We start from the raw sequence: 19,909 nt of genomic DNA, 5'->3' as shown, positions 1-19,909 counted from the left end.
AGGTGCGCAGATATGGAATATAAAGTAACGGTATTAAGAGGAGACGGTATCGGACCGGAGATTGTGGGAGAGGCTAAAAAAGTACTGAAAAAAGTGGCGGAACTGGAGGGATTTTCTTTGCATTTTCAAGAGGAACTCTTTGGAGGAGCGGCAATTGATGCGTGTGGAGAACCGCTCCCGGAAAAGACGTTGCGCGCCTGCAGAGAAAGTGATGCGGTTCTTATGGGGAGTATCGGCGGACAGGTAGGCGTATCTCCCTGGTATAAGCTTCCCGTGGAAAAGCGTCCGGAAGCCGGACTCCTACGGCTTAGAAAAGAGCTGGGGCTCTTCTGTAATCTTCGTCCCGCAAAGCTTTATCCGGAATTAAGAGCGGCTTCTCCCTTAAAGGAGGAAATTATAGGGGAAGGCTTCGACATCATGATGATTCGTGAATTGACAGGCGGTCTGTATTTCGGAGAAAAATCTCTTCGCGTGGAAAACGGGGAAGAGGTAGCCAGAGACGAACTGATTTATCGCGCGCATGAGATAGAGCGAATTGCCAAGATTGCCTTCTCGCTTGCCAAAGAGAGAGGAGCGGATTTGGTTTCGGTGGATAAGGCAAATGTGCTGGAAAGCTCCCGTCTTTGGAGGAAAATCTTCACGGAAGAGGGCGAAAAAGAAAAAGAGGTAGTGCTTTCTCATGCTCTTGTGGATTCCATGGCGATGCAACTTGTCCGTAATCCCGGAAAGTTCTCCGTAATTGCTACGGAAAACATGTTCGGCGATATTCTTTCGGATGAAATGGCGGAGATTACCGGTTCTCTCGGAATGCTTCCCTCTGCATCTTTGGGAGAAAAAGATTTTGGCCTTTATGAGCCTAGTGGCGGTTCGGCTCCCGATATTGCAGGGCAAAATATGGCGAATCCCTTAGCTACCGTTTTATCCGCAGCGATGCTCCTGCGTTTCTCTTTGCATGAAAAAGGCGCTGCGGACCGAGTGGAAAAAGCGGTGGAAAAAGTGCTCCAAAAAGGATTTCGAACGAAAGATATTTTCCCCAAACAGAAAGAAGAGGACATAGTTCTTCTTTCCTGCTCTGAAATGGGGGATGAACTTGTAAAAGTATTATAAAGAGTCCTGCTTCTCCGGAATTTCAGCTTGCCTGTTCCCCGGCCGTTCCGTATAATGATAGGCGTATAAAAACTGAAGGAGAGTGGAATGGATAATAAGGATTTTAAGGATGGGGATCATGGCGGCTTCTCCAACATGGGGCAGACCATCCTCATTATTTTAATAGCGGCTACGGTGACGTTCTTTATTTATACTTTGGCGCAACGATTTACCGGAAAGGGGCTGAACCAGGAACTCAGTTATTCCGGATTTTTGTCCATGGTGGATCGGAATCTGGTCGAAAAGGTAGAGTGGGGAGACGGACAGATTGTGGTTTATCCGAAGAGCTCCGCGCCAAGTGCAGGCTCTGCAGGGACTTCCGGGGATTCGTCCGCAAAAAAGGATGCGGAGGACAGTATCCTCGGCCTGGGAAAGACCCAGGGACCGCTTTTTTTTGTAGTACCGGTCAATGCGGACGCGGAAAAGCTGGTTGAACGACTGTATCTCCATAATGTGACGATTATCCGAAAAAGACCGGATAATTCCGCCTTTATTTTACAAATTGTACTGAGCGTTGTGCTCCCCTTCGTGCTCTTGTTCTGGTTTATGAACGGGATGGCCAAAAGAGTGGGAGGTTCCGGCGGAGTAATGGGTGTCGGGAAATCCAATGCCAAAATGTATATGCAAAAGGAAACCGGTATCAGCTTTAAAGATGTTGCGGGAGAGGATGAGGCAAAGGAAAGTCTGGTGGAAATTGTGGATTTCCTGCACAATCCCGCGAAGTATACGGCAATCGGAGCAAAGCTTCCAAAAGGGGCCCTTTTAGTAGGGCCTCCGGGAACCGGTAAAACTTTACTGGCTAAGGCAGTGGCCGGCGAGGCTCATGTTCCCTTCTATTCTCTTTCGGGTTCAGACTTTGTGGAGATGTTTGTGGGGGTCGGTGCCAGCCGTGTAAGAGATTTGTTTAAGCAGGCCAATCAATCGGCCCCGTGTATTATTTTTATCGATGAGATTGATGCCATCGGAAAAAGCAGAGATAACCGTTACGGCGGAAATGATGAGCGTGAGCAGACTTTGAACCAGCTTCTTTCGGAAATGGACGGTTTTGATGCCGCTAAGGGAATCATGGTGATGGGAGCTACCAACAGACCGGAAATCTTGGATCCGGCTTTGCTTCGTCCGGGCCGTTTTGACAGAAGAATTATTGTGGAAAAGCCCGATTTAAAAGGCAGAGTCAATATTTTAAAGGTACATGCCAAGGATGTGAAGCTGGATCATACCGTGGATTTTGATGAAATCGCTTTGGCGACCAGCGGAGCAGTCGGAGCAGATCTTGCCAATATGATGAATGAAGCTGCCATCACGGCGGTAAAGCACGGTAGAGAGAAGGTAAGTCAAAAGGATCTTTTTGAGGCTGTAGAAGTGGTTTTGGTCGGCAAAGAGAAAAAGGACAGAATTCTTTCCAAGGAGGAGAGAAGAATTGTTTCTTATCATGAAGTTGGTCATGCTCTGGTTGCCGCAATTCAAAAGCATTCGGAGCCGGTGCAGAAAATCACGATTGTACCGCGTACCATGGGAGCCTTGGGCTATGTTATGCAGGTACCGGAGGAAGAAAAGTATTTAAATACCGAAGCGGAATTGCATTCCATGATTGTGGAGTGTCTGGCGGGCAGAGCCGCGGAAGAGCTGGTCTTTGAAACGGTAACAACCGGGGCCAGCAATGACATCGAGAAAGCGACCAAAATTGCAAGAGCCATGGTGACACAATACGGAATGTCCAAGAAGTTCGGCCTGATGGGCCTGGCAAGACAGGAAAATATGTATTTGGGAGGACGTGCCGTTTTAGAGTGCGGGGATGATACCGCGACAGAGGTAGATGCGGAAGTTTCCCGTATTTTAAAGGAATGCTACGAGGAAGCGAAGAAGATTTTAGAAGAGAATCGTTTTGCAATGGATGAGATAGCCAAGTTCCTGATTGAAAAGGAAACGATTACCGGAAAAGAATTCATGAAGATTCTTTCCGAGGTTAAGGAAAAACAATCCGCTTCGGAAGTGAATGCGACAATCGGTGCAGAAGCTAAAGTAGAATCCGATTCAGAATCCTGCGCAGAAGCTAAAACGGAATCCGCTTCGGAAACAAAAGCAGAAGAAATGACAGTTTAGAGCAAGAAAAAGGTCCGATAGAGTAAAGCTCTATCAGACCTTTTATCTTATAGAAAATACTTGAATACACTGACAGAACCTCCTTGTTCTTTTCTCTTTCTCCTTACAGCAGGAATTCCATAATGTCTGATACATTGCAGGAGAAGATCAGACAGATTTGTCTGATGCTCTCCGTAGAAACAGGCTGGTTGTTTCTGAGACGGTTCAGCACTCCGGCAGAAAGTTTTCCTTCCCGAATGAGACGGTATTGGCTCATCTTTTCCTTTTTCATCAGTTTCCAAAATGGTGCGTAGCTAATCATAAAAACTCCTAACTGTGTGGAGGCGATGATTCGCTTTCTATTTCTATTTCAGAGTAGCATATTTGGCTTAAAATTCGTAGAAAGGAGCAAAATGTTAATTCTCTTAACATTTTCAGTAATCGGAATCGGTTCACTTATCTATTCCTACTGGGAAAGAAATCAACTGAAAGTGGAGAACTATCGTATCGTTTCCGCTAAAATTAAAAAGAAATGTCGTTTTATCTTTTTGACAGACTTGCATGAGAAAGAATTCGGGAAAGAGAACTGCATTCTGCTGGAGAAGATTCGAAAAGCCGAGCCGGACTTTATTCTCATTGGAGGAGACTTTCCCATCAGTCATTCCGCGGAGGAAACAGATGAAAGGGATGAGGCGGAAGTTGGAGCAAAATTGCTTTCTACTTTGGCAAGGGAATATCCGGTCTATTATTCTATGGGGAACCATGAGGTAAAGCTATTTTCCAAAAAGGAAAAGAAAGGACAGAAAACCCTCTTTCAGCAGGCTTTTACAGGGGTAGAAGTGGTGGATGGAAAGGCGGTCTTTCCGGAAAAAGGGATACTGGTGGCGGGCTTTCCTCTGGATATTTCCTATTACAAACCTTTGTTTTTTAAAAAAAAGAAAGACTTGGAAGACAAAATAAGAGCTTCCTGGGAAAATGCCCTATCTTCTGCTATACGGGAAGATCCTCGGGAGACAAAAGGAGAAGAGTGCTTTACCATTGCAATGCTTCACAGTCCTTTCTATATAGAGGAGGCTCTTTCTTTACCTGTCGACCTTCTGCTTTCCGGCCATTTTCACGGCGGGGCGGTGGGCATCCCTTTTTTTGCTTTCATGACTCCGCAATTTCGCTTTTTTGTTCCGAAACCCCGCGGGCTTTTTCAAAAAGGAGAACAGCGCTATTTTATCAGTAGAGGACTGGGAACCCATACAATCAATATTCGAATAAATAACTTTCCTGAACTTTCTTGCTTTGACTTGTGCCCTAAGGAAGAGTAAAATTAACGGGTTGTGTATGGGAAAGAACAAGTAGACGAGATACTGCACGCTGTACACCTGTCGTCCGTTTCATAGGAAAACAGAGAAGCATTTTCATAGGAAAGCAGAGAAGTATTTTCAGGAGAAGCGATGTTCGGAGAGAGGGAAAAAATTATTTCGTATAAATTGGATGCCTTTGAGGGACCTTTGGATCTCCTCCTACATTTGATTGAGAAAAATAAAATCGATATCTATGATATTCCCATTGCACAGATTACGGAGCAGTATCTGGAATACGTCAATCGCTTGGAAGAGGATGATTTGGAAATCATTTCCGATTTCCTGATTATGGCCGTGACACTTTTGGAAATTAAGGCCAAAATGTTGCTTCCCGCCAAAGAAGAGGAAGAGGAGGAAGGGGACGTTCGGGAAGAGCTCGTTCAGCGACTTCTGGAATATAAAAAGTACAAGGAGATGGGAAAGCTGCTGCATAAAAAGGAAGAAGCGGCACCGATGAGCGTACAGAAAGAGCCCAGTATTCCGGAAGAAGTGGAGCGCTACAGTCCTCCCCTAGATATAGACTATCTCTTAAAGGGAATAGACCTTCTCAGGCTTCGGGAAACCATGCGGGAAATTGTACGGCGAAAAGAAGACAGGAAAGATACGCTCCGTTCCAATTTTGGAAAGATTAAGCGGGAGAAAATCAGTTTGCAAGGGAAAATCAAGGATGTACTTGCCTATGCTAAGGCTCATGGCCGTTTTTCTTTCCGGCAAATGCTTCACAATGCTAAGGGGAAGACGGAGACCGTGGTCAGCTTTTTGGCTATTTTAGAGCTAATGAAGATGGGGAAAATCAGCCTGACACAGGAGAAGGCGTTTTCCGACTTGCATATAGAGGTGAAGGAAGGCATTTCGGAAGAAGACCCGGAGAATTTAGATATTACAGGAATTGAAGAGTTTGATTAGGAGGTTTCGGATTGGGAGAGTATGAACAGATTTCTCTGGTCCCGGATTTAGGCGGAGAAATTGAAGAAGAGGACAGAATCAGGAAAAGGGAAGAGGAAAACCTCGTGGAATCTCTGCTTTTTTCCTTGGGGCGCTCCGTTTCCGTGGAGGAAATTGCTACTTGCTTAAACATGGGGAAGGATGGCGCTTTTCTTGCGGCGGAAAGGTTGCGGGAAAGATACGAGGAGAGGCAGGAAGGGCTTCTCATCAAAAAGCTGGAGGACCGCTATCAGATGGTGAGTCATCCCAAGACCTATGAAGGCTTAATCAGGGTTGTGAAGAGACCGCAGAAGCCGGTACTTTCCGATGTTGCCCTGGAAACCCTTTCCATCATTGCCTATTGTCAGCCGATCACCAAGGTGGAAGTGGAAAGAATCCGCGGAGTCAAGTCGGATCATGCGGTAAATCGTCTGGTGGAATTCGGGCTTATCGAGGAAGTGGGTCGTTTGGAGGCACCGGGAAGACCTATGCTTTTTGCTACGACAGAGGAATTTCTGTACCGCTTCGGTGTAAATTCTTTAAAGGATTTGCCCGCTCTTCCCGAAGAAGTGGAGAAACTCTTAAAGGAAGAGGTTACGGAAGAACTAAAAGACGGCTTCGGATTGGAGCCGGATGAGGCCGAGGCTACCGATGAAAATACCGTGGGAGAAGAGACTAAAGAAACAGTAGGAGAAGAGACTGAAGAAGCTGCAAGAGAAGAGATTGAAGAAGAGCAGAGGGAAGTTCTTGAAGAGGACTTGAGGAATAGTACTGAAGAGGAAGCGGAGGAGGAAGCGAACGCAGAAAGCCCGGAAACTTAGGCGGGTTCGATTCTGAGGAAGAGGAAAGCGATGCCTTCATAGAGGCTTATTTACAAGAACTGGAAGCAGAGGCGAAAGAGCCAAACGAACAGGCGGAAGAATCAAGCGAGAATTCGAAAGAACTGAGCGAATGTTCAAATGAGCCGAGCGAGAGTGTAGAAGAGCCATATTATGAAGAGCAGGCATGCGAAGAGGAGTCCGATGAGAACATTGGAGAGCGACAAACAGAGGAGATCGAAGAGTCTCTCTCCCCTCCTTTTGATCAGAACAGAACCTGCCGTACGAAATCTTATAGGGAAGAAATAGGCAGACAAAGAAATGCCTGGATTAGGGGGAGATGGAAATGGAAGAAAAGATAAAAATCAAGTACCATGTGAAGGAGCTGGAGAAGCTATGCTATATTGACGGGAAAAGTGACTGGATAGACCTTCGTGTTGCGGAAGAGGTGAAGATGAAAGCGGGGGAGTTTCGTTTAATCAGCATGGGAATTTCCGTAGAACTCCCGAAAGGCTATGAGATGTGGGTTCTTCCCAGAAGCTCGGCTTTTAAAAACTTCGGAATATTGCAGACCAATGCTATGGGAGTCATTGACGAGTCTTTTTGCGGGGATGACGACATTATTCATATGCCGATTTTGGCTATGCGAGATACGGAAATTCATGTAAATGATCGAATCGGTCAATTTCGGATTATGCCACATCAGCCGGAGGTGCATTTTGTGGAAGTAGAGCACTTGAACAATATGAATCGCGGCGGATTCGGTACGACCGGAAAGGCTTAGAACGATAAATCAACTAAAGAGAAGGACAAGAAAGAGGGACAAAACCATGATAAAAAGAAAGTTGGCAGGAATTGTTTTACTTACGCTCATCAGCCTTAGTGCTTGTAAAAATGAGGCAAAGGCTTATCGAACGGAAGGAATTACCGCTCTGGAAAAAGGAGATGCACAAAAGGCGCTGGAGAATTTTGACCTTGCCTTAGAGAAAAGTAAGGGTAAGGTTGGAGCTCTGCAGTTTGATATTTTGGCTTACAAGGTAGAAGCGGAGATTCATTTGGGAAAACTGGGCGAGGCGGAAGAAAATCTGCAGAATCTGGAGACTATTTCCACCAAGAAATATGCAAAATTACAAGATTTAATTGAGGCAAAAAAGAGCATTGTATCCGCAGGAGAGGCTTTAAATCAGGATGACTTGGATTTGGCCAGAAAAGAATTGGATGAAGCAAAAGAGAAGGGACTCAGTACGGACCGGGAATTGGAATACAGTGAAGCGATTTATCTGGAGAAGACGGGAGAATGGCAAAATTCCTATGATGCCTTTTCCAAGTACTGTAGTCGCTATCCGGATGATGCGGAGGCTGCCAGAGAATTGCAATTTTTAGAGAGTCGTGTAAAAGTACTGGGAGGAAATACTCTCTTATCCGAGCGTGCCAAGAAAGTCGGAAAAAGGCATCATAAATATATAAGAAGAAAGTATAGGCTGAAAGAAGAATCCCCGAAACGACACTAAAAAGGATGTGTACAAAGATGAAAAAGAATGCGGAAAAGAAAGTCAATGCAGTCAATGCGGAGGAGGCCGGTATGACGAGGTATCAGGATTTGTCGGTAGAGGAACTGGAAAGTTTACGGAAAGAATTAAAACAAAGCTATAGAGAGTATCAGAACATGGATCTTAATCTGGATATGAGTAGAGGCAAGCCGAGTCTCGACCAGCTGGACTTGAGCAACGGGATGATGGATGCCTTAAACAGTGAAGCCGACATGTATTCCTCTGACGGATTTGATGTTCGAAATTATGGCGTTTTGGGCGGTATTGCGGAGGCAAAGGAACTGCTCTCCGATATGATGGAAAATAACCCAGATAATATCATTATCTTCGGAAATTCTTCCCTGAATGTGATGTATGATTCCATTTCCCGTTCTTACACACATGGAGTCATGGGAAATACACCTTGGTGTAAGTTGGACAAAATCAAGTGGCTCTGCCCGGTTCCCGGGTATGACCGTCACTTTGCCATTACCGAGTATTTCGGAATTGAAATGATTAATGTGCCGATGACGGAGAAGGGTCCGGATATGGATATCGTGGAGAAGCTTGTGTCTTCCGATGAGAGTATCAAGGGAATCTGGTGTGTACCAAAGTACAGTAATCCCCAGGGCTACAGTTACTCCGATGAAACGGTGCGCCGTTTTGCAAGACTGAAACCTGCGGCAAAAGACTTTCGTATTTACTGGGACAATGCCTACGGCATGCATCACCTCTACGACCATGACCAGGATTATCTGATTGAGATTTTGGCGGAGTGCAAGAGGGCGGGAAATCCCGACCTTGTTTATAAGTTTGCGTCCACTTCGAAGATTTCCTTCCCGGGTTCCGGGATTGCATCCATGGCAACCAGCTTAAATAACTTGGAAGACATCAAGAAACAGATGCAGTACCAGACCATTGGTCATGATAAAGTAAATCAACTCCGTCACGTTCGTTTCTTTGAAGACATTCACGGTATGGTAAAGCATATGATGAAGCATGCCAATATCATTCGGCCGAAGTTTGAGATGATAGAAACTGTCTTTGAAAAGAACTTGGAAGGTCTCGATATCGGATCCTGGACAAAGCCGAAGGGGGGCTATTTTATCAGCTTTGAGACACTGCCGGGCTGTGCCAAGTCGGTGGTGGATAAGTGCAAAAAGGCGGGTGTGAAGCTTACTCCGGCAGGAGCGACCTTCCCCTATCATAAGGATCCGGAAGATAGCAATATTCGTATCGCACCGACTTATCCGCCGTTGGAGGACCTGCGTATTGCGACAGAGCTTTTCTGCCTGGTTGTGAAATTGGTCAGCGTGGAGAAATTGCTTAAGGAAAAGACAGAGGGACTTTCTTTCTGTACGGTATAGAAATGAGCGCAGGGGGCCGCGCATTCCATGCACGGCTCCCTGTTTATAACAAAAAGGGACACCCGAACTTCGAGGGTGCCCCGGAATAAGCCGGATGTTCAACTTACTTTTCTTCTAAAAGGGCAGAGAGAAGATAAGCGTATAGTTTTCCGCTTTTTGCTTTCCATGCCTTACAAACCGCTTTTGCATTTTCTTCACTGGGGACGGACAGTTTAATTTGACAGAGTAGATTTTTACTTTCTCGAAGTTCTACCTGTACAAGGTACTCCTCGTTTTCCGTTTGGGAATAGTCCGTATGTACGGCTGCTTCGTTTTGCAGACGAAACTTATTTTTCAAAAGAAATTGATTCATGTCTTCTTTGGCTATGGTGGAAATCTCATCTTCGAAAAATTGGAGCGTTTGTTTTCCTTCTTCCGTAATTTCATAGCGGGTTGTACTTTGACTTTGATGTGAAACAATCAGAGCGGCTTCTACAAGGTCAGAGATGCATTCCTGCAAAGTAAAGTAGGTTGTGTATTCATTATCCAAAAAGAATCCGCTTAATTGGCTGTTGGTTAAGGGATAATTTACGGATTGCAATAAATACAAAATCATGAGTTTATATTGGGTTAAAGCTTCTGTAGTCATAGTCTTTCCTTTTTTCTTGCACTCTTTTTATTGAGACTATAGTGTAGCAGAAAGTTACGGTAATAAGCAAGTGCGGGAGGGGAATGCAGGGAATGGAAAAATCTGTCTTTTTAGAAAGGTCTTCCTGTGCTAAAATAGAGCCCTATGGAGTGTTTGCTATGAGAGAAAAGATTAATAAACTGGCTAGAGGAATTGTGGATCAGGAGAGACCGTCCACGCATTTTTCCGAAGAGAGAATCGAGGGGAAGATTTCTCTGTTGGAAAGTAAAACCTTTGAAATTTTTATTCAATCCCTAAATGCGGTCCCCATGCGCGGACTGGTTTATTGTGAGGCGCCCTATATCAGCTTACATAAAAATGCTTTCGGGGGAGTTCGGACAAAGGTTAGTTTTACGGTAAATACGGAGGGGATGGAAGAGGAGAGCGAGCTTAGAGGGGAGCTGTCTTTTGTGTATCTGGGTGGGGAAAAACAAATTCCCTATCATTTTATATTGGAGAAATCACCATCTGCGAAGCAGTTAAAAGAGATTAGGCATTTTGAAGATTTACAGAAGTTGATGGAAGCGGATAAAAAGGCTGCAACCCGTATTTTTGACTATCGGGACTTCTTATCGGCACCCATTATGCAAAGTGCAAAGGCGGTAAAGCTTTATGAACTTCTAAAGCCGTGTGGAAATCGTGCTCTGGCGCTGGAAGAGTTTTTGGCTTATTTTTCCTATCGCCCGAAAAACGGAATAAACCGAAAGGGCTTATTGTCTTCCTCTAAAAGAAAAGAAGAAAAAAAACTGGAGTTTCCGGAGGGACTGAGCTTGGAAGAGAAGATCAGTCTTTGCATCCGAAGAGGAGAACGCGGTGAAGAAGCGTTTGAACTGTATAAACGAGGGGTGGAGGAAAATATTAAGTTGACCAATCTCTATGAAAATCTTCTTTATTCCATGAAAAAGGGCTATAAGGAAGAACTTCCCAGAGCGGTTTACCTTTACTTCTCTTATGAGTATAGAGTGGAAGAAGGATTGGCCTCTGCCTTGTATTACAATATTTTACAGAATTTTCCGGAGAATTCGGAAATCTATCTTCGCTTTGCAAGGCAAATGCAGGACTTTGCGGTAGAGTCCATGCTCGCCGGAAAGATGGACGAAGAATTGGCATTACTGTATCAAAAACTGATTCTTCCGGATATGGTGGATGAGAAGATGGCGGAACTTCTTCCCAAGTTGCTTCGTTCCTATAAGGTTGTCGTAGAAGATTCGGAAATGGAGAAGCTTATTCTATCCCACCCTGCTTTAAAAGGAGAAGAGGTCTATTCCTTAAAAGAGGGAGAGGCCTATGTTCCTATGCCCTATAAGGATATGATCCTTCTTTTTCAGGATGGGATGGGAAATCGTTATACGCGGGTAAATCATCGGAAGACCAAAGTTTTTGAAGGAGAAGAACTGGAAAAGAGGATGGAACGATTTTCCGAATATACGCCGGTCTTCCTTTTACAAAAAGCCTTGCAACTGGAAAAAGAAGGCATTAAGACGGAGGAAGAGTTGGAATGTATGGAGAGAGCCTTTGACAATTCCGCTTTTTCCAATTCCTTCCGTATGGAGATTTTGTCGCAGATTCTGGCTTATCACAGGCAGGAAAAGCAGAGCGAATTTCCTGAAGAGAGCCTCCGCTTTCTGCATCACATTCCTACAAAAGGAATGAAGAAAAAGGAGAAAGAGGACTATCTTGCCGCCCTTCTTTATCGAAGGGAAATGGATCGCGCCCTTATGTTTTATAAGGAATACCCTTATTTGCATATTGAGAAGGAACTTCTTCCCGCCTTTTCGGACAGTGCGATAGACCGGGGAGAGGAAGAGCTCAGTTTATATCTTTCTCATCTTGCTTTCAGAGCTGAGAGAATTAGTGATAAGGGTCTCTCTTACCTCTTGGAAGAATGGAATGGCAGCAGCAAAGAAATGTATGCGGTTTTAAAGACTGCGGAACAGAGAAGGGAAGAAAAGGGAGGAATCGATGCTTCCCGCCTTTTGAATATGGCGGAACGCCTTTTGGCACAATGCCTTTTTACGGAAAAGATGAGAGAGGCGGAAGAGGCCTTCCACTTATACAGAAAATTCTCAGGACGAGAAAGTTTACTGATCCGTGCATTCTTAAGCAATTATGCCGCTTCCATATTCCTGTATCAAAAACGGGAGCTTCCCGATTTTACCGCCCTGCTTTATGAAGAGGTGCGAGGAGAAAGCTATAAAGAACGGGTTCCGCTGCTCTATCTTCTGGCTTTAAGCTATTCTTTCTCCAAAAGAGAGAGCCTGACCGAGGATGAGAGGGAACTGTTAAACAGCATTGTCCCGATTCTTTTGGAGAAGAACCTAGTCTTTTCTTATACGAAGAGTCTGGCAAAATTTGTCCCGCTTCCGGGAGAGGTGCTGGAGAAGACCGTGGTGGAATATCATGGAAAGGCAGAGGAGAAACCTTATTTCTCGGTACGTGCAGAGGGAGAGAAGGAATTTCACAGAGAAGAGCTGCAACATAGTTATCATGGCATATATACTGCATCCTTCCTGCTGTTCCCCGGAGAAAAGATGGAATATCGTTTTACTTTGGGAAAAGAAGACAAGCTTCTTTATGAGTCGGTTTTGAAAAAAGAAGAGGGCATGATGATGGAGGGAGAGGATGTCTATACAGCACTTTGTAAGATGTCCCGTCTTCTTATGGAAGAAAAGGTAGAAGAGTTGCTTCCGCTTATGGAGGACTATGAGGAGAAAGAACTTAGTATAGCGAGGGTTCTGAAGGATTAGGAAAGAGGTTTTTGTGAAAGTCATCGGGATTGCATTAAGTGATGAATATACGGATATTTCCCTTTACAGAGAAGAATATACCTATCGTTTCCCTACTCTTTTAAGTCGGGAAAGGAAGGGGGACCGCTTTTATATCGGAGAAGAGGCATATAAGAAAAATCTGGATGGAGGAGTCATCTTGGTGGACAAGCTTCTTTCTCTCTTTAAGAAGAAGGGAAGCGCTACGATTTCGGAGACCTGTTATGATGCAAAGGAACTCCTCGGAATCTTTTTGGAGAATCTGCTTTTGGAAGGAGAAAGGCGCGTTCAGGGAAGGGAAATTCCGGAAGAAGAGGGAAAGGATACATTGGTACTTTCCGTTCGGGATGCGGATGTGGAACTGATGAGTTCACTCAACGAGCTGGTAAAGGAGAAGTTTTCCGGGCAGTATGCGGTACAGCTGATTAGTCATACGGAAAGCTTTTCTCACTATATTCTCAGGCAGGATAAAAAGCTTTACAATCGACAGGTGGGAATGCTGGAGTTCTCTTCCCAGGTCTTGCATTACTATGAGATGCAGGTCTCCAAAGGAACAAAAAAATACGCTATTTCCGTTTCGGAAGCACAACCGGATGCACTGTCCTTTGGGATTCTGGAAGATCCCAGAGGAAGAAGGATGACGGATCAGGTACTATCCGGACTTTGTGACCGTTTGACAAAATCCAAGGTATACAGTGCCTTCTTTTTGTCCGGGAAAGGCTTTGAAAATACGGAACTTTTTCCTGAATTTATGAAGAAAATAGTCAGAGGCAGACGAGTCTGTGTGGAATCTTTTCTCTTTTCTATCGGAGCATTGTATTACGGAAGGCTTCTTGGAAAGGGGGAGGAAGAAGAGTGTCTTCTCCTCTGCGATACCAGAATCGGTGCAGACATCAGCATCAAGGTGACAAAGAAGGAAAGAGACTTTCCGCTTTATCTTGCTCATGCGGGAGATTCGTGGCTAAAGGAAACGGAGGACATTCGCCTTTTGTTGGAAAACCAGGACTATATTGATTTTCAGGTACAGGATGTGAGTGCAACGAATCGGGGAAAACAGTATCGCATGAGCCTCACTTCTTTTCCGAAAAGAGAGAGACGTTGTACGAAGGTATCCTTAAGAACCTCATTTCACGGAAATGCCGTTGCGGGGATAGAAATTACGGATTTAGGATTCGGAGATTTGTGGAAGGGGAGTTTTCAATCAATTAAAGAGACGATTCCTCTGAAGGGAAAGGAGTAAAATGGCACTGATTTTATGCGGGAGAGAAGCCGAAATTCCATACTACTATGAGAGACTGGATCTTTCCGTTTACTCTTTGGAAGAACTCGGCTATGCTCTGGGACACTACCTTATCCTGGTGCCGGATCATTTCGTGAATCCCGAGCTTTGCAGATGGCTCAGTGAAGCATTGGGAGAGAAAGAACTGGGAGAGAAGCTTCTGCAACTCCTGGAGATGGGGGAGAAGGAGGAAAGATTGATTTTCCGCCTGATTCGAGAAAGCAGCTACTATACGGAGAAAGAAGTGGAAGAGCTTTCCCAGGAATGGAGAAGAATTCATGCCTTAAGCGAGGCGGAACGAAGAGAAAAGATGGGGGACAGCTTCTTTTCTCTCGGAAAATATAAAAAGGCAGTGGATGCCTATCAGGACGCTTTACACTTTGAGGAAAACGGAAGAAGAATTCGAAAAATCGGAGAATGCTATATTCAAACCAAGGAATTTCAGCGTGCGGCGGAGAGCTATAGAAGGCTCTATGAAAAAAATCACGATAAGATGGCGGCAAGAAGGCTGTATTTTCTGTCCAAAATGTGCTTTCCGAAGGATAAGTACCAAAGTGCGTTCCAGGACTTGGAAGAAGGACTTACGGAAGTCTGGGAAAAGGAATGGCAGGAAGGCTTAAGCCTTGCAAGGACAGCTCCGGAAATGCATAAAATAGAAGAGGCGTATAGAGAAGGAAAGGAAGCGTTTCTTTCCTTTGCAAAGGAAAAGATTGCTTCCTGGAAAGAGGAAATTCGGGGAAGAGTGTAAGACAGGAGGAAGTATAGATGAAAGAAATGGCAAAACAATATAATCCGGAAGAGGTAGAAGACAGAATCTATGAGAAGTGGCTTCAGGGAAATTATTTTTCCGCGAAAGTAAATCAGGCGAAGAAACCCTTTACCATTATGATGCCGCCTCCCAACGTTACAGGGCAGCTTCACATGGGACATGCTTTAGATAATGCTTTGCAGGATACCCTGATTCGTTTTAAGAGAATGCAGGGCTATGAAGCACTCTGGCAGCCCGGAACGGATCATGCGGCGATTTCTACGGAAGTCAAGGTTATCAATATGCTGAAGGAACAAGGCATAGATAAGCATGATCTCGGAAGAGAAGGCTTTTTGAAAGAGGCATGGAAGTGGAAGGAAAAGTATGAGAAGCGAATCGTGGATCAGCTTCACAAGATCGGTTCCTCCCCGGATTGGAACAGAATCCGTTTTACCATGGATGAGGGATGTTCTCATGCCGTACTGCAAAGCTTCATCCACCTCTATGAGAAGGGTTATATTTATAAAGGAGCCAAAATCATTAACTGGTGTCCGGTTTGCCAAACCTCTATTTCCGATGCGGAAGTACTGCATGAAGAGAAGGAAGGTTCTTTCTGGCATATTCTTTATCCGATTGTCGGAGAAGAGGGAAAATTCGTGGAGATTGCTACGACCCGTCCGGAGACACTCCTTGGCGATATGGCGGTTGCCGTAAATCCCGATGACGAGCGCTATAAGGATTTAGTAGGTAAAGAGTTGCAGCTTCCCTTAACGGATCGAACCATTCCCGTCATTAGCGATGAGTACGTAGATAAGGAGTTCGGGACCGGTTGTGTAAAAATCACCCCTGCACATGATCCGAATGACTTTGTTGTGGGGGAACGTCATCATCTCAAAGTGATGAATATCTTGACGGATGATGCAAAGATTGATTTACCGGGTTCCAAATATCACGGCATGGATCGCTATGAGGCAAGAAAAGCCATGGTTTCGGATCTTGAGGCACTCGGGCTTTTAAAGAAGGTAGTACCGCATACGCATAACGTAGGAATCCATGATCGCTGTGAGACGACCGTTGAACCCATGGTGAAACCGCAGTGGTTTGTAAAGATGGAAGAGATGGCTAAGCCTGCCATTGAAGCTTTAAAGAGCGGAGAGCTACAGTTTATTCCTGAAAACTATGGAAAGACCTACCTCCACTGGTTGGAAAATATCAAGGACTGGTGTATTTCCAGACAGGTCTGGTGGGGACACCGTATTCCGGCCTACTACTGCGATGCTTGCGGCGAAGTGGTAGTCAGTGAGAAGATGCCGGAAACTTGTCCGCATTGCGGAGGAAAGCATTTTACGCAGGATGAGGATACCCTGGATACCTGGTTCTCCAGTGCGCTTTGGCCCTTTGAAACACTGGGCTGGCCGGAAGATACCGAGGATTATCGTTATTTCTATCCGACTGATGTCCTGGTTACCGGATATGACATTATCTTCTTCTGGGTTGTTCGTATGGTTTTCTCCGGAATCGAGCAGACTGGAAAGGTTCCCTTTAAGAAGGTTTTGATTCATGGCCTCGTGCGGGATGATCAGGGTAGAAAGATGAGTAAGTCTCTCGGAAACGGTATCGATCCTTTGGAAATTATTGCGGAATATGGCGCGGATGCACTTCGCATGACGCTGCTTACCGGGAATGCGCCCGGAAATGATATGCGTTTCTATCATAGCAGGGTGGAAGCAAGCCGTAACTTTATGAATAAGGTTTGGAACGCTTCCCGTTTCCTTTTCATGAACTGTAATGAAGAGGAATGCAAGGCTCTTTCGGCCCTGTCTTCTCTTGAAAATCCGACGCTTTCCGAACTCTTGGAGAAAGTTCCGGAGAATCTTGAGATGGCGGATAAGTGGATTCTTTCCAAGCTAAACGGTGTTGTAGCGGAAGTGACGAGAAATTTGGAATCCTTTGACCTCGGTATCGCCCTGGATAAGACACAGAGTTTTATCTGGGAGGAGTTCTGTGACTGGTATATCGAGATGGTGAAGCCGCGCCTCTATAATGAGGGGGGAGAAAGCAAACACCTTGCATTATGGACTTTATTGAAAGTTCTTAAGACTTCCTTAAGCCTCCTTCATCCCTTCTGTCCCTTCATTACGGAAGAAATTTACGATACGGAGATATCTTTATTCAGAGAAGATGAGAAGCCTCTTATCATTTCCGATTTTCCGAAATACACGGAAACACTGGACTTTGGTGCCGAAGAGAAAGAGATTGAAGCAATTAAGGAAGCGGTTCGTGCGATTCGAAATATTCGTACGGAAATGAATGTGCCACCATCCAAAAAAGCTACGGTTTATCTTGTTTCCGAGGACGAAGCGTTAAGAAAAACGTTCCAACATAGTAAGGTTTTCTTTGCTACCCTTGCTTTTGCTTCCGATGTTATAATACAGGAGAATCGGGACGGGATTCCTGAGAATGCCGTATCCGTTCTCATTCCGAAGGCAAATCTGTTTATTCCCTTCAGTGATCTTGTGGATATTGAAAAAGAGCGAGAGAGACTGGAGAAGGAAGAAGCTCGCCTTGTGAATGAAATAAAACGTGCAGAAGGAATGTTGAAAAACGAGCGTTTCCTGGCCAAAGCTCCTAAAGAAAAAGTGGAGGAAGAGGAAGAGAAGGCGCAGAAGTACAGAGACATGTTAGAGCAAGTTAAAGAAAGAAAGAGTATGCTTTCCTGAATTTCAACCTTCCTTTTTAAGACGGGAGGTTTCATGAAGAAGTTTGTAACGTTGATTTTGGTGAGTTTTACACTGTTGTTTTGCTTTTCTTTTGCCATATTTGCCGCAGAAAGGGAAGCGACCGGGGAAGAGATTTCTGCAGTGAAATCCGGGCAAAGCTCGGCGTACAGTTGGGAAGACAGTGAAAATCATTGGAAACTTTTGTATCTGGATACGAAGGAAAAGGCTTGGAAGTATGCCAAGGACCGTTGGGTTCAAATCGGGCATCGGTTTTACTTTTTTGATGCGAATGGAAACGCAATGGAAGGCTGGTTTCAGGACGAGGGAAAATGGTACTTTGCAGAGTATGACAATCTGAAAAGAAACAATGATAATGCCGGTCTTGTTCTGATGGGCTGGGCCTCTATTCCGGACGAAAAGGGAAAGAATCAGACGTACTATTTTACTACAGATGAAAGCGGAAGGCCGAGCGGCATTTTGCAGGGAACTGCCGGAAAATATGATGCCTTTACGGTAGACGGACAACAAGTTTATTTCGATGAACTGGGACACGCGGATATGCGTTCCGTTTCCGTTTCGGTACCGAAGTTTGCCGGAAAGAGGGCATAATATGACCGTAAGAGTTTGTTCGGTTGGAAAAATCAAAGAAAAATTTTACAGAGAGGCACTTTCCGAGTACGGAAAGCGCCTCTTAGCTTATTGTAAGTTGGAAATGATTGAGGTAGCTGACGAAAAGACGAAAGAAGGGAGCAGTCTTTCTGAAGACAGATTGGTTTTAGAGAGGGAAGGAAGGCGTCTTTTGGAAAAAATACCGGAACGTTCTTTTGTGATAGCCCTGGCCATAAAGGGAAAGGAACTGGATTCCGTAGAGTTTGCCAAGAAAATGGAGAAGCTCTTCCTGGAAGGGAAAAGCGATATTACTTTTGTGATTGGAGGCTCCCTGGGATCAAGTGAAGAAGTTTACAAAAGAGCGGATTATCTTCTCAGTTTTTCACCGATGACCTTTCCTCACCAGCTGATGCGCGTTATCCTTTTAGAGCAAATCTATAGAGGCTTCAGAATCAATTCAGGAGAGCCTTATCATAAGTAACTGGATAAAAAGCATAAGAAAATATAGCAGGAATAAATAATATTTATTTAACTTAGACAAAGATTATGAATTCCGGGAAATGCACTGGAGTTTTTTGTGGAGAAATGCTAAAATGTTATCCAGATATTTGTTCGTGATAGGGTTGTATTGTTTAACAGGAAGCAGAGTTTGTGAGGGCATTTTTATTCATAACGAGTATCGCTCGTAAAGCGTGCGGTATCTCGTTTCAGCATGGTCGTTCATCACAATACCTGTCTAGAGATCGAAAGAAAAGGAGGTTAAAATGTTTCAGTCAGGCACTTATGTGGTTTATGGCTGTAAGGGAGTTCATAAGATTTTAGGGACTACACGTCTGGACCTGGAAGGAATTCCCAAGGATAAGGATTATTATGTAATGCAGGCAGTGAAGAAGCCGGATGGGGCAGTTTATGCTCCGGTGGAAGCCAGCAGAACGAATATGCGTTCGGTGATGACCAGAGAGCAGGCGGAAAGTTTTCTGCATACTGCTGAGCACATTCATGCATTGACTTGTAAGACTCCAAAGCAGAGAGAAGAGAATTGTAGGGAAGGGATTAAGAGTTGCGCCCCGGATGCCTTGCTGCAGGTCATTAAAACGGTATTGGAGCGAAGAGAAGAAAGAGCAAGACAAGGGAAGAAACTCACTCTTTCGGATTTACATTTCATGGAGCAGGCTGAAGATATTTTGTATGAAGAGCTTGCGATTTCCTTGAGTATTTCCAGAGTGGAAGTGGAAGAGAAGATTAAGGCGTACGCATCATAATATAGTTAAATTGAGAAATGAATCTCGACGATCATACAGGGATATTCCGGTATGGTCGTTTTCTTTTTCACTCTACCGTTGCCAGGAAGAGTCCTTTTTCGTATACTGTTCTGGTACTTAAGGAAAGGAACTGTTCGATTGATGCATAAAAATATGGATGAGGGAATACGGTATATCCTGGTCGGTGTTTTGACTACGCTGGTGAATTATATTTTTTACGGCGGTTTTGATTTTCTTTTCGAGAAAATAGGAGTAGCCTCTGTGATTTCCTATAAGCTTGCTTATGGAGTGGCTTTCGTGGCGGCGGTTTTGTTTGCTTTCTTTGCCAATAAATATATGGTCTTTCGAAAGAAGGGGGGAAAGCTTTTTCAAGAGATCTTGTCTTTCTTCGGTCTGCGTGTGGCTTCCGGAATCGCGAGTTTTTTTCTGTTAGTCCTTTTGGTGGATGTACTCAGGCTTACACACACAATGGGGTGGGTTTTAAGCTCAGCCATAAATCTTATCGTGAATTATATCGGCAGTAAATTTTTTATCTTTCGCTCATAGCCAGGTATCGTCCACTACGCGCGAAATCTCGTTCTTATTCCAATCAATATTACAGATTGAATTTTACAGATTAAGGTAAATTATCCAAAGAG

The 19,909-nt window shown here is 44.6% G+C and carries 18 protein-coding genes; 16 read left to right on the top strand and 2 right to left on the bottom strand.

Translation table 11 applies throughout. From position 1 onward, the window contains the following. Positions 1 to 12 precede the first annotated feature (12 nt). Positions 13 to 1,107, top strand: a complete 1,095-nt coding sequence (gene leuB / locus HMPREF9624_RS03995) for a 3-isopropylmalate dehydrogenase (protein ID WP_009536632.1) — start codon at positions 13 to 15, stop codon at positions 1,105 to 1,107. An 87-nt stretch (positions 1,108 to 1,194) separates the two neighbouring features. Beyond that, positions 1,195 to 3,249, top strand: coding sequence for an ATP-dependent zinc metalloprotease FtsH (gene ftsH / locus HMPREF9624_RS03990; protein ID WP_009428652.1), 2,055 nt, complete (start codon positions 1,195 to 1,197; stop codon positions 3,247 to 3,249). A 103-nt stretch (positions 3,250 to 3,352) separates the two neighbouring features. Here the strand turns inward: ftsH and HMPREF9624_RS03985 are convergent, their stop codons facing one another. Beyond that, complete coding sequence (locus HMPREF9624_RS03985; RefSeq protein ID WP_009428908.1) at positions 3,353 to 3,550, bottom strand: helix-turn-helix domain-containing protein; 198 nt, start codon at positions 3,548 to 3,550, stop codon at positions 3,353 to 3,355. A 91-nt stretch (positions 3,551 to 3,641) separates the two neighbouring features. On the opposite strand from HMPREF9624_RS03985, the gene HMPREF9624_RS03980 reads away from it, so the two are divergent. The 6 genes from HMPREF9624_RS03980 to HMPREF9624_RS03955 all read left to right on the top strand — a co-directional run bounded on the left by HMPREF9624_RS03980 (position 3,642) and on the right by HMPREF9624_RS03955 (position 9,221). After that, a complete protein-coding gene (locus HMPREF9624_RS03980; protein WP_009429884.1) occupies positions 3,642 to 4,544 on the top strand; it encodes a metallophosphoesterase in 903 nt (300 codons plus the stop codon). Positions 4,545 to 4,673: 129 nt separating this feature from the next. Then, positions 4,674 to 5,489: a segregation and condensation protein A gene (locus HMPREF9624_RS03975; protein WP_009428256.1), complete on the top strand. Its 816-nt coding sequence runs from the start codon at positions 4,674 to 4,676 to the stop codon at positions 5,487 to 5,489. Between the two features lie 11 nt (positions 5,490 to 5,500). After that, a complete protein-coding gene (scpB, locus tag HMPREF9624_RS03970) occupies positions 5,501 to 6,328 on the top strand; it encodes an SMC-Scp complex subunit ScpB (RefSeq protein ID WP_009536631.1) in 828 nt (275 codons plus the stop codon). A gap of 343 nt (positions 6,329 to 6,671) precedes the next feature. Next, the gene (locus tag HMPREF9624_RS03965) at positions 6,672 to 7,109 is read left to right on the top strand and encodes a dUTP diphosphatase (protein ID WP_009536630.1); all 438 of its coding nucleotides are present in this window, start codon (positions 6,672 to 6,674) and stop codon (positions 7,107 to 7,109) included. Positions 7,110 to 7,155: 46 nt separating this feature from the next. Then, positions 7,156 to 7,836, top strand: coding sequence for a hypothetical protein (locus HMPREF9624_RS03960; RefSeq protein WP_009536629.1), 681 nt, complete (start codon positions 7,156 to 7,158; stop codon positions 7,834 to 7,836). 17 nt (positions 7,837 to 7,853) lie between these two features. Then, complete coding sequence (locus HMPREF9624_RS03955; RefSeq protein WP_009536628.1) at positions 7,854 to 9,221, top strand: PLP-dependent aminotransferase family protein; 1,368 nt, start codon at positions 7,854 to 7,856, stop codon at positions 9,219 to 9,221. A 103-nt stretch (positions 9,222 to 9,324) separates the two neighbouring features. Here the strand turns inward: HMPREF9624_RS03955 and HMPREF9624_RS03950 are convergent, their stop codons facing one another. Beyond that, positions 9,325 to 9,849, bottom strand: coding sequence for a DUF4364 family protein (locus HMPREF9624_RS03950; protein WP_009536627.1), 525 nt, complete (start codon positions 9,847 to 9,849; stop codon positions 9,325 to 9,327). Positions 9,850 to 10,007: 158 nt separating this feature from the next. Between HMPREF9624_RS03950 and HMPREF9624_RS03945 the strand changes: the two genes are divergently transcribed. The 8 genes from HMPREF9624_RS03945 (at position 10,008) to HMPREF9624_RS03910 (ending at position 19,817) form a co-directional block, all read left to right on the top strand. Then, the gene (locus HMPREF9624_RS03945) at positions 10,008 to 12,635 is read left to right on the top strand and encodes a DUF5717 family protein (protein ID WP_242822617.1); all 2,628 of its coding nucleotides are present in this window, start codon (positions 10,008 to 10,010) and stop codon (positions 12,633 to 12,635) included. 13 nt (positions 12,636 to 12,648) lie between these two features. Next, positions 12,649 to 13,893 carry a DUF5716 family protein gene (locus HMPREF9624_RS03940; RefSeq protein ID WP_009536625.1) on the top strand — a complete coding sequence of 415 codons (1,245 nt, stop codon included), beginning with the start codon at positions 12,649 to 12,651 and terminating at the stop codon, positions 13,891 to 13,893. 1 nt (position 13,894) lies between these two features. Next, positions 13,895 to 14,680, top strand: coding sequence for a tetratricopeptide repeat protein (locus tag HMPREF9624_RS03935; RefSeq protein ID WP_009536624.1), 786 nt, complete (start codon positions 13,895 to 13,897; stop codon positions 14,678 to 14,680). Between the two features lie 17 nt (positions 14,681 to 14,697). Further along, positions 14,698 to 17,400 (top strand): valine--tRNA ligase, encoded by a 2,703-nt coding sequence (locus HMPREF9624_RS03930; RefSeq protein WP_009536623.1) that lies wholly within the window; start codon positions 14,698 to 14,700, stop codon positions 17,398 to 17,400. Between the two features lie 33 nt (positions 17,401 to 17,433). After that, the gene (locus HMPREF9624_RS03925) at positions 17,434 to 18,009 is read left to right on the top strand and encodes a hypothetical protein (RefSeq protein ID WP_009536622.1); all 576 of its coding nucleotides are present in this window, start codon (positions 17,434 to 17,436) and stop codon (positions 18,007 to 18,009) included. A 1-nt stretch (position 18,010) separates the two neighbouring features. Next, entirely contained in the window at positions 18,011 to 18,490 is a 480-nt protein-coding gene (gene rlmH / locus HMPREF9624_RS03920) for a 23S rRNA (pseudouridine(1915)-N(3))-methyltransferase RlmH (protein ID WP_009536621.1), read from the top strand. Between the two features lie 283 nt (positions 18,491 to 18,773). Further along, the gene (locus HMPREF9624_RS03915; RefSeq protein ID WP_009429054.1) at positions 18,774 to 19,271 is read left to right on the top strand and encodes a CarD family transcriptional regulator; all 498 of its coding nucleotides are present in this window, start codon (positions 18,774 to 18,776) and stop codon (positions 19,269 to 19,271) included. Positions 19,272 to 19,412: 141 nt separating this feature from the next. Continuing rightward, positions 19,413 to 19,817 carry a GtrA family protein gene (locus HMPREF9624_RS03910; RefSeq protein ID WP_009429708.1) on the top strand — a complete coding sequence of 135 codons (405 nt, stop codon included), beginning with the start codon at positions 19,413 to 19,415 and terminating at the stop codon, positions 19,815 to 19,817. The last annotated feature ends 92 nt before the right edge of the window (positions 19,818 to 19,909 follow it).

The organism is Oribacterium asaccharolyticum ACB7, assembly GCF_000238075.1.
In the GTDB taxonomy this organism is placed as follows: Bacteria; Bacillota; Clostridia; order Lachnospirales; family Lachnospiraceae; genus Oribacterium; species Oribacterium asaccharolyticum.
Note: the sequence above shows the minus strand (reverse complement) of the source record. Positions and strands in the feature narration are given on the sequence as shown.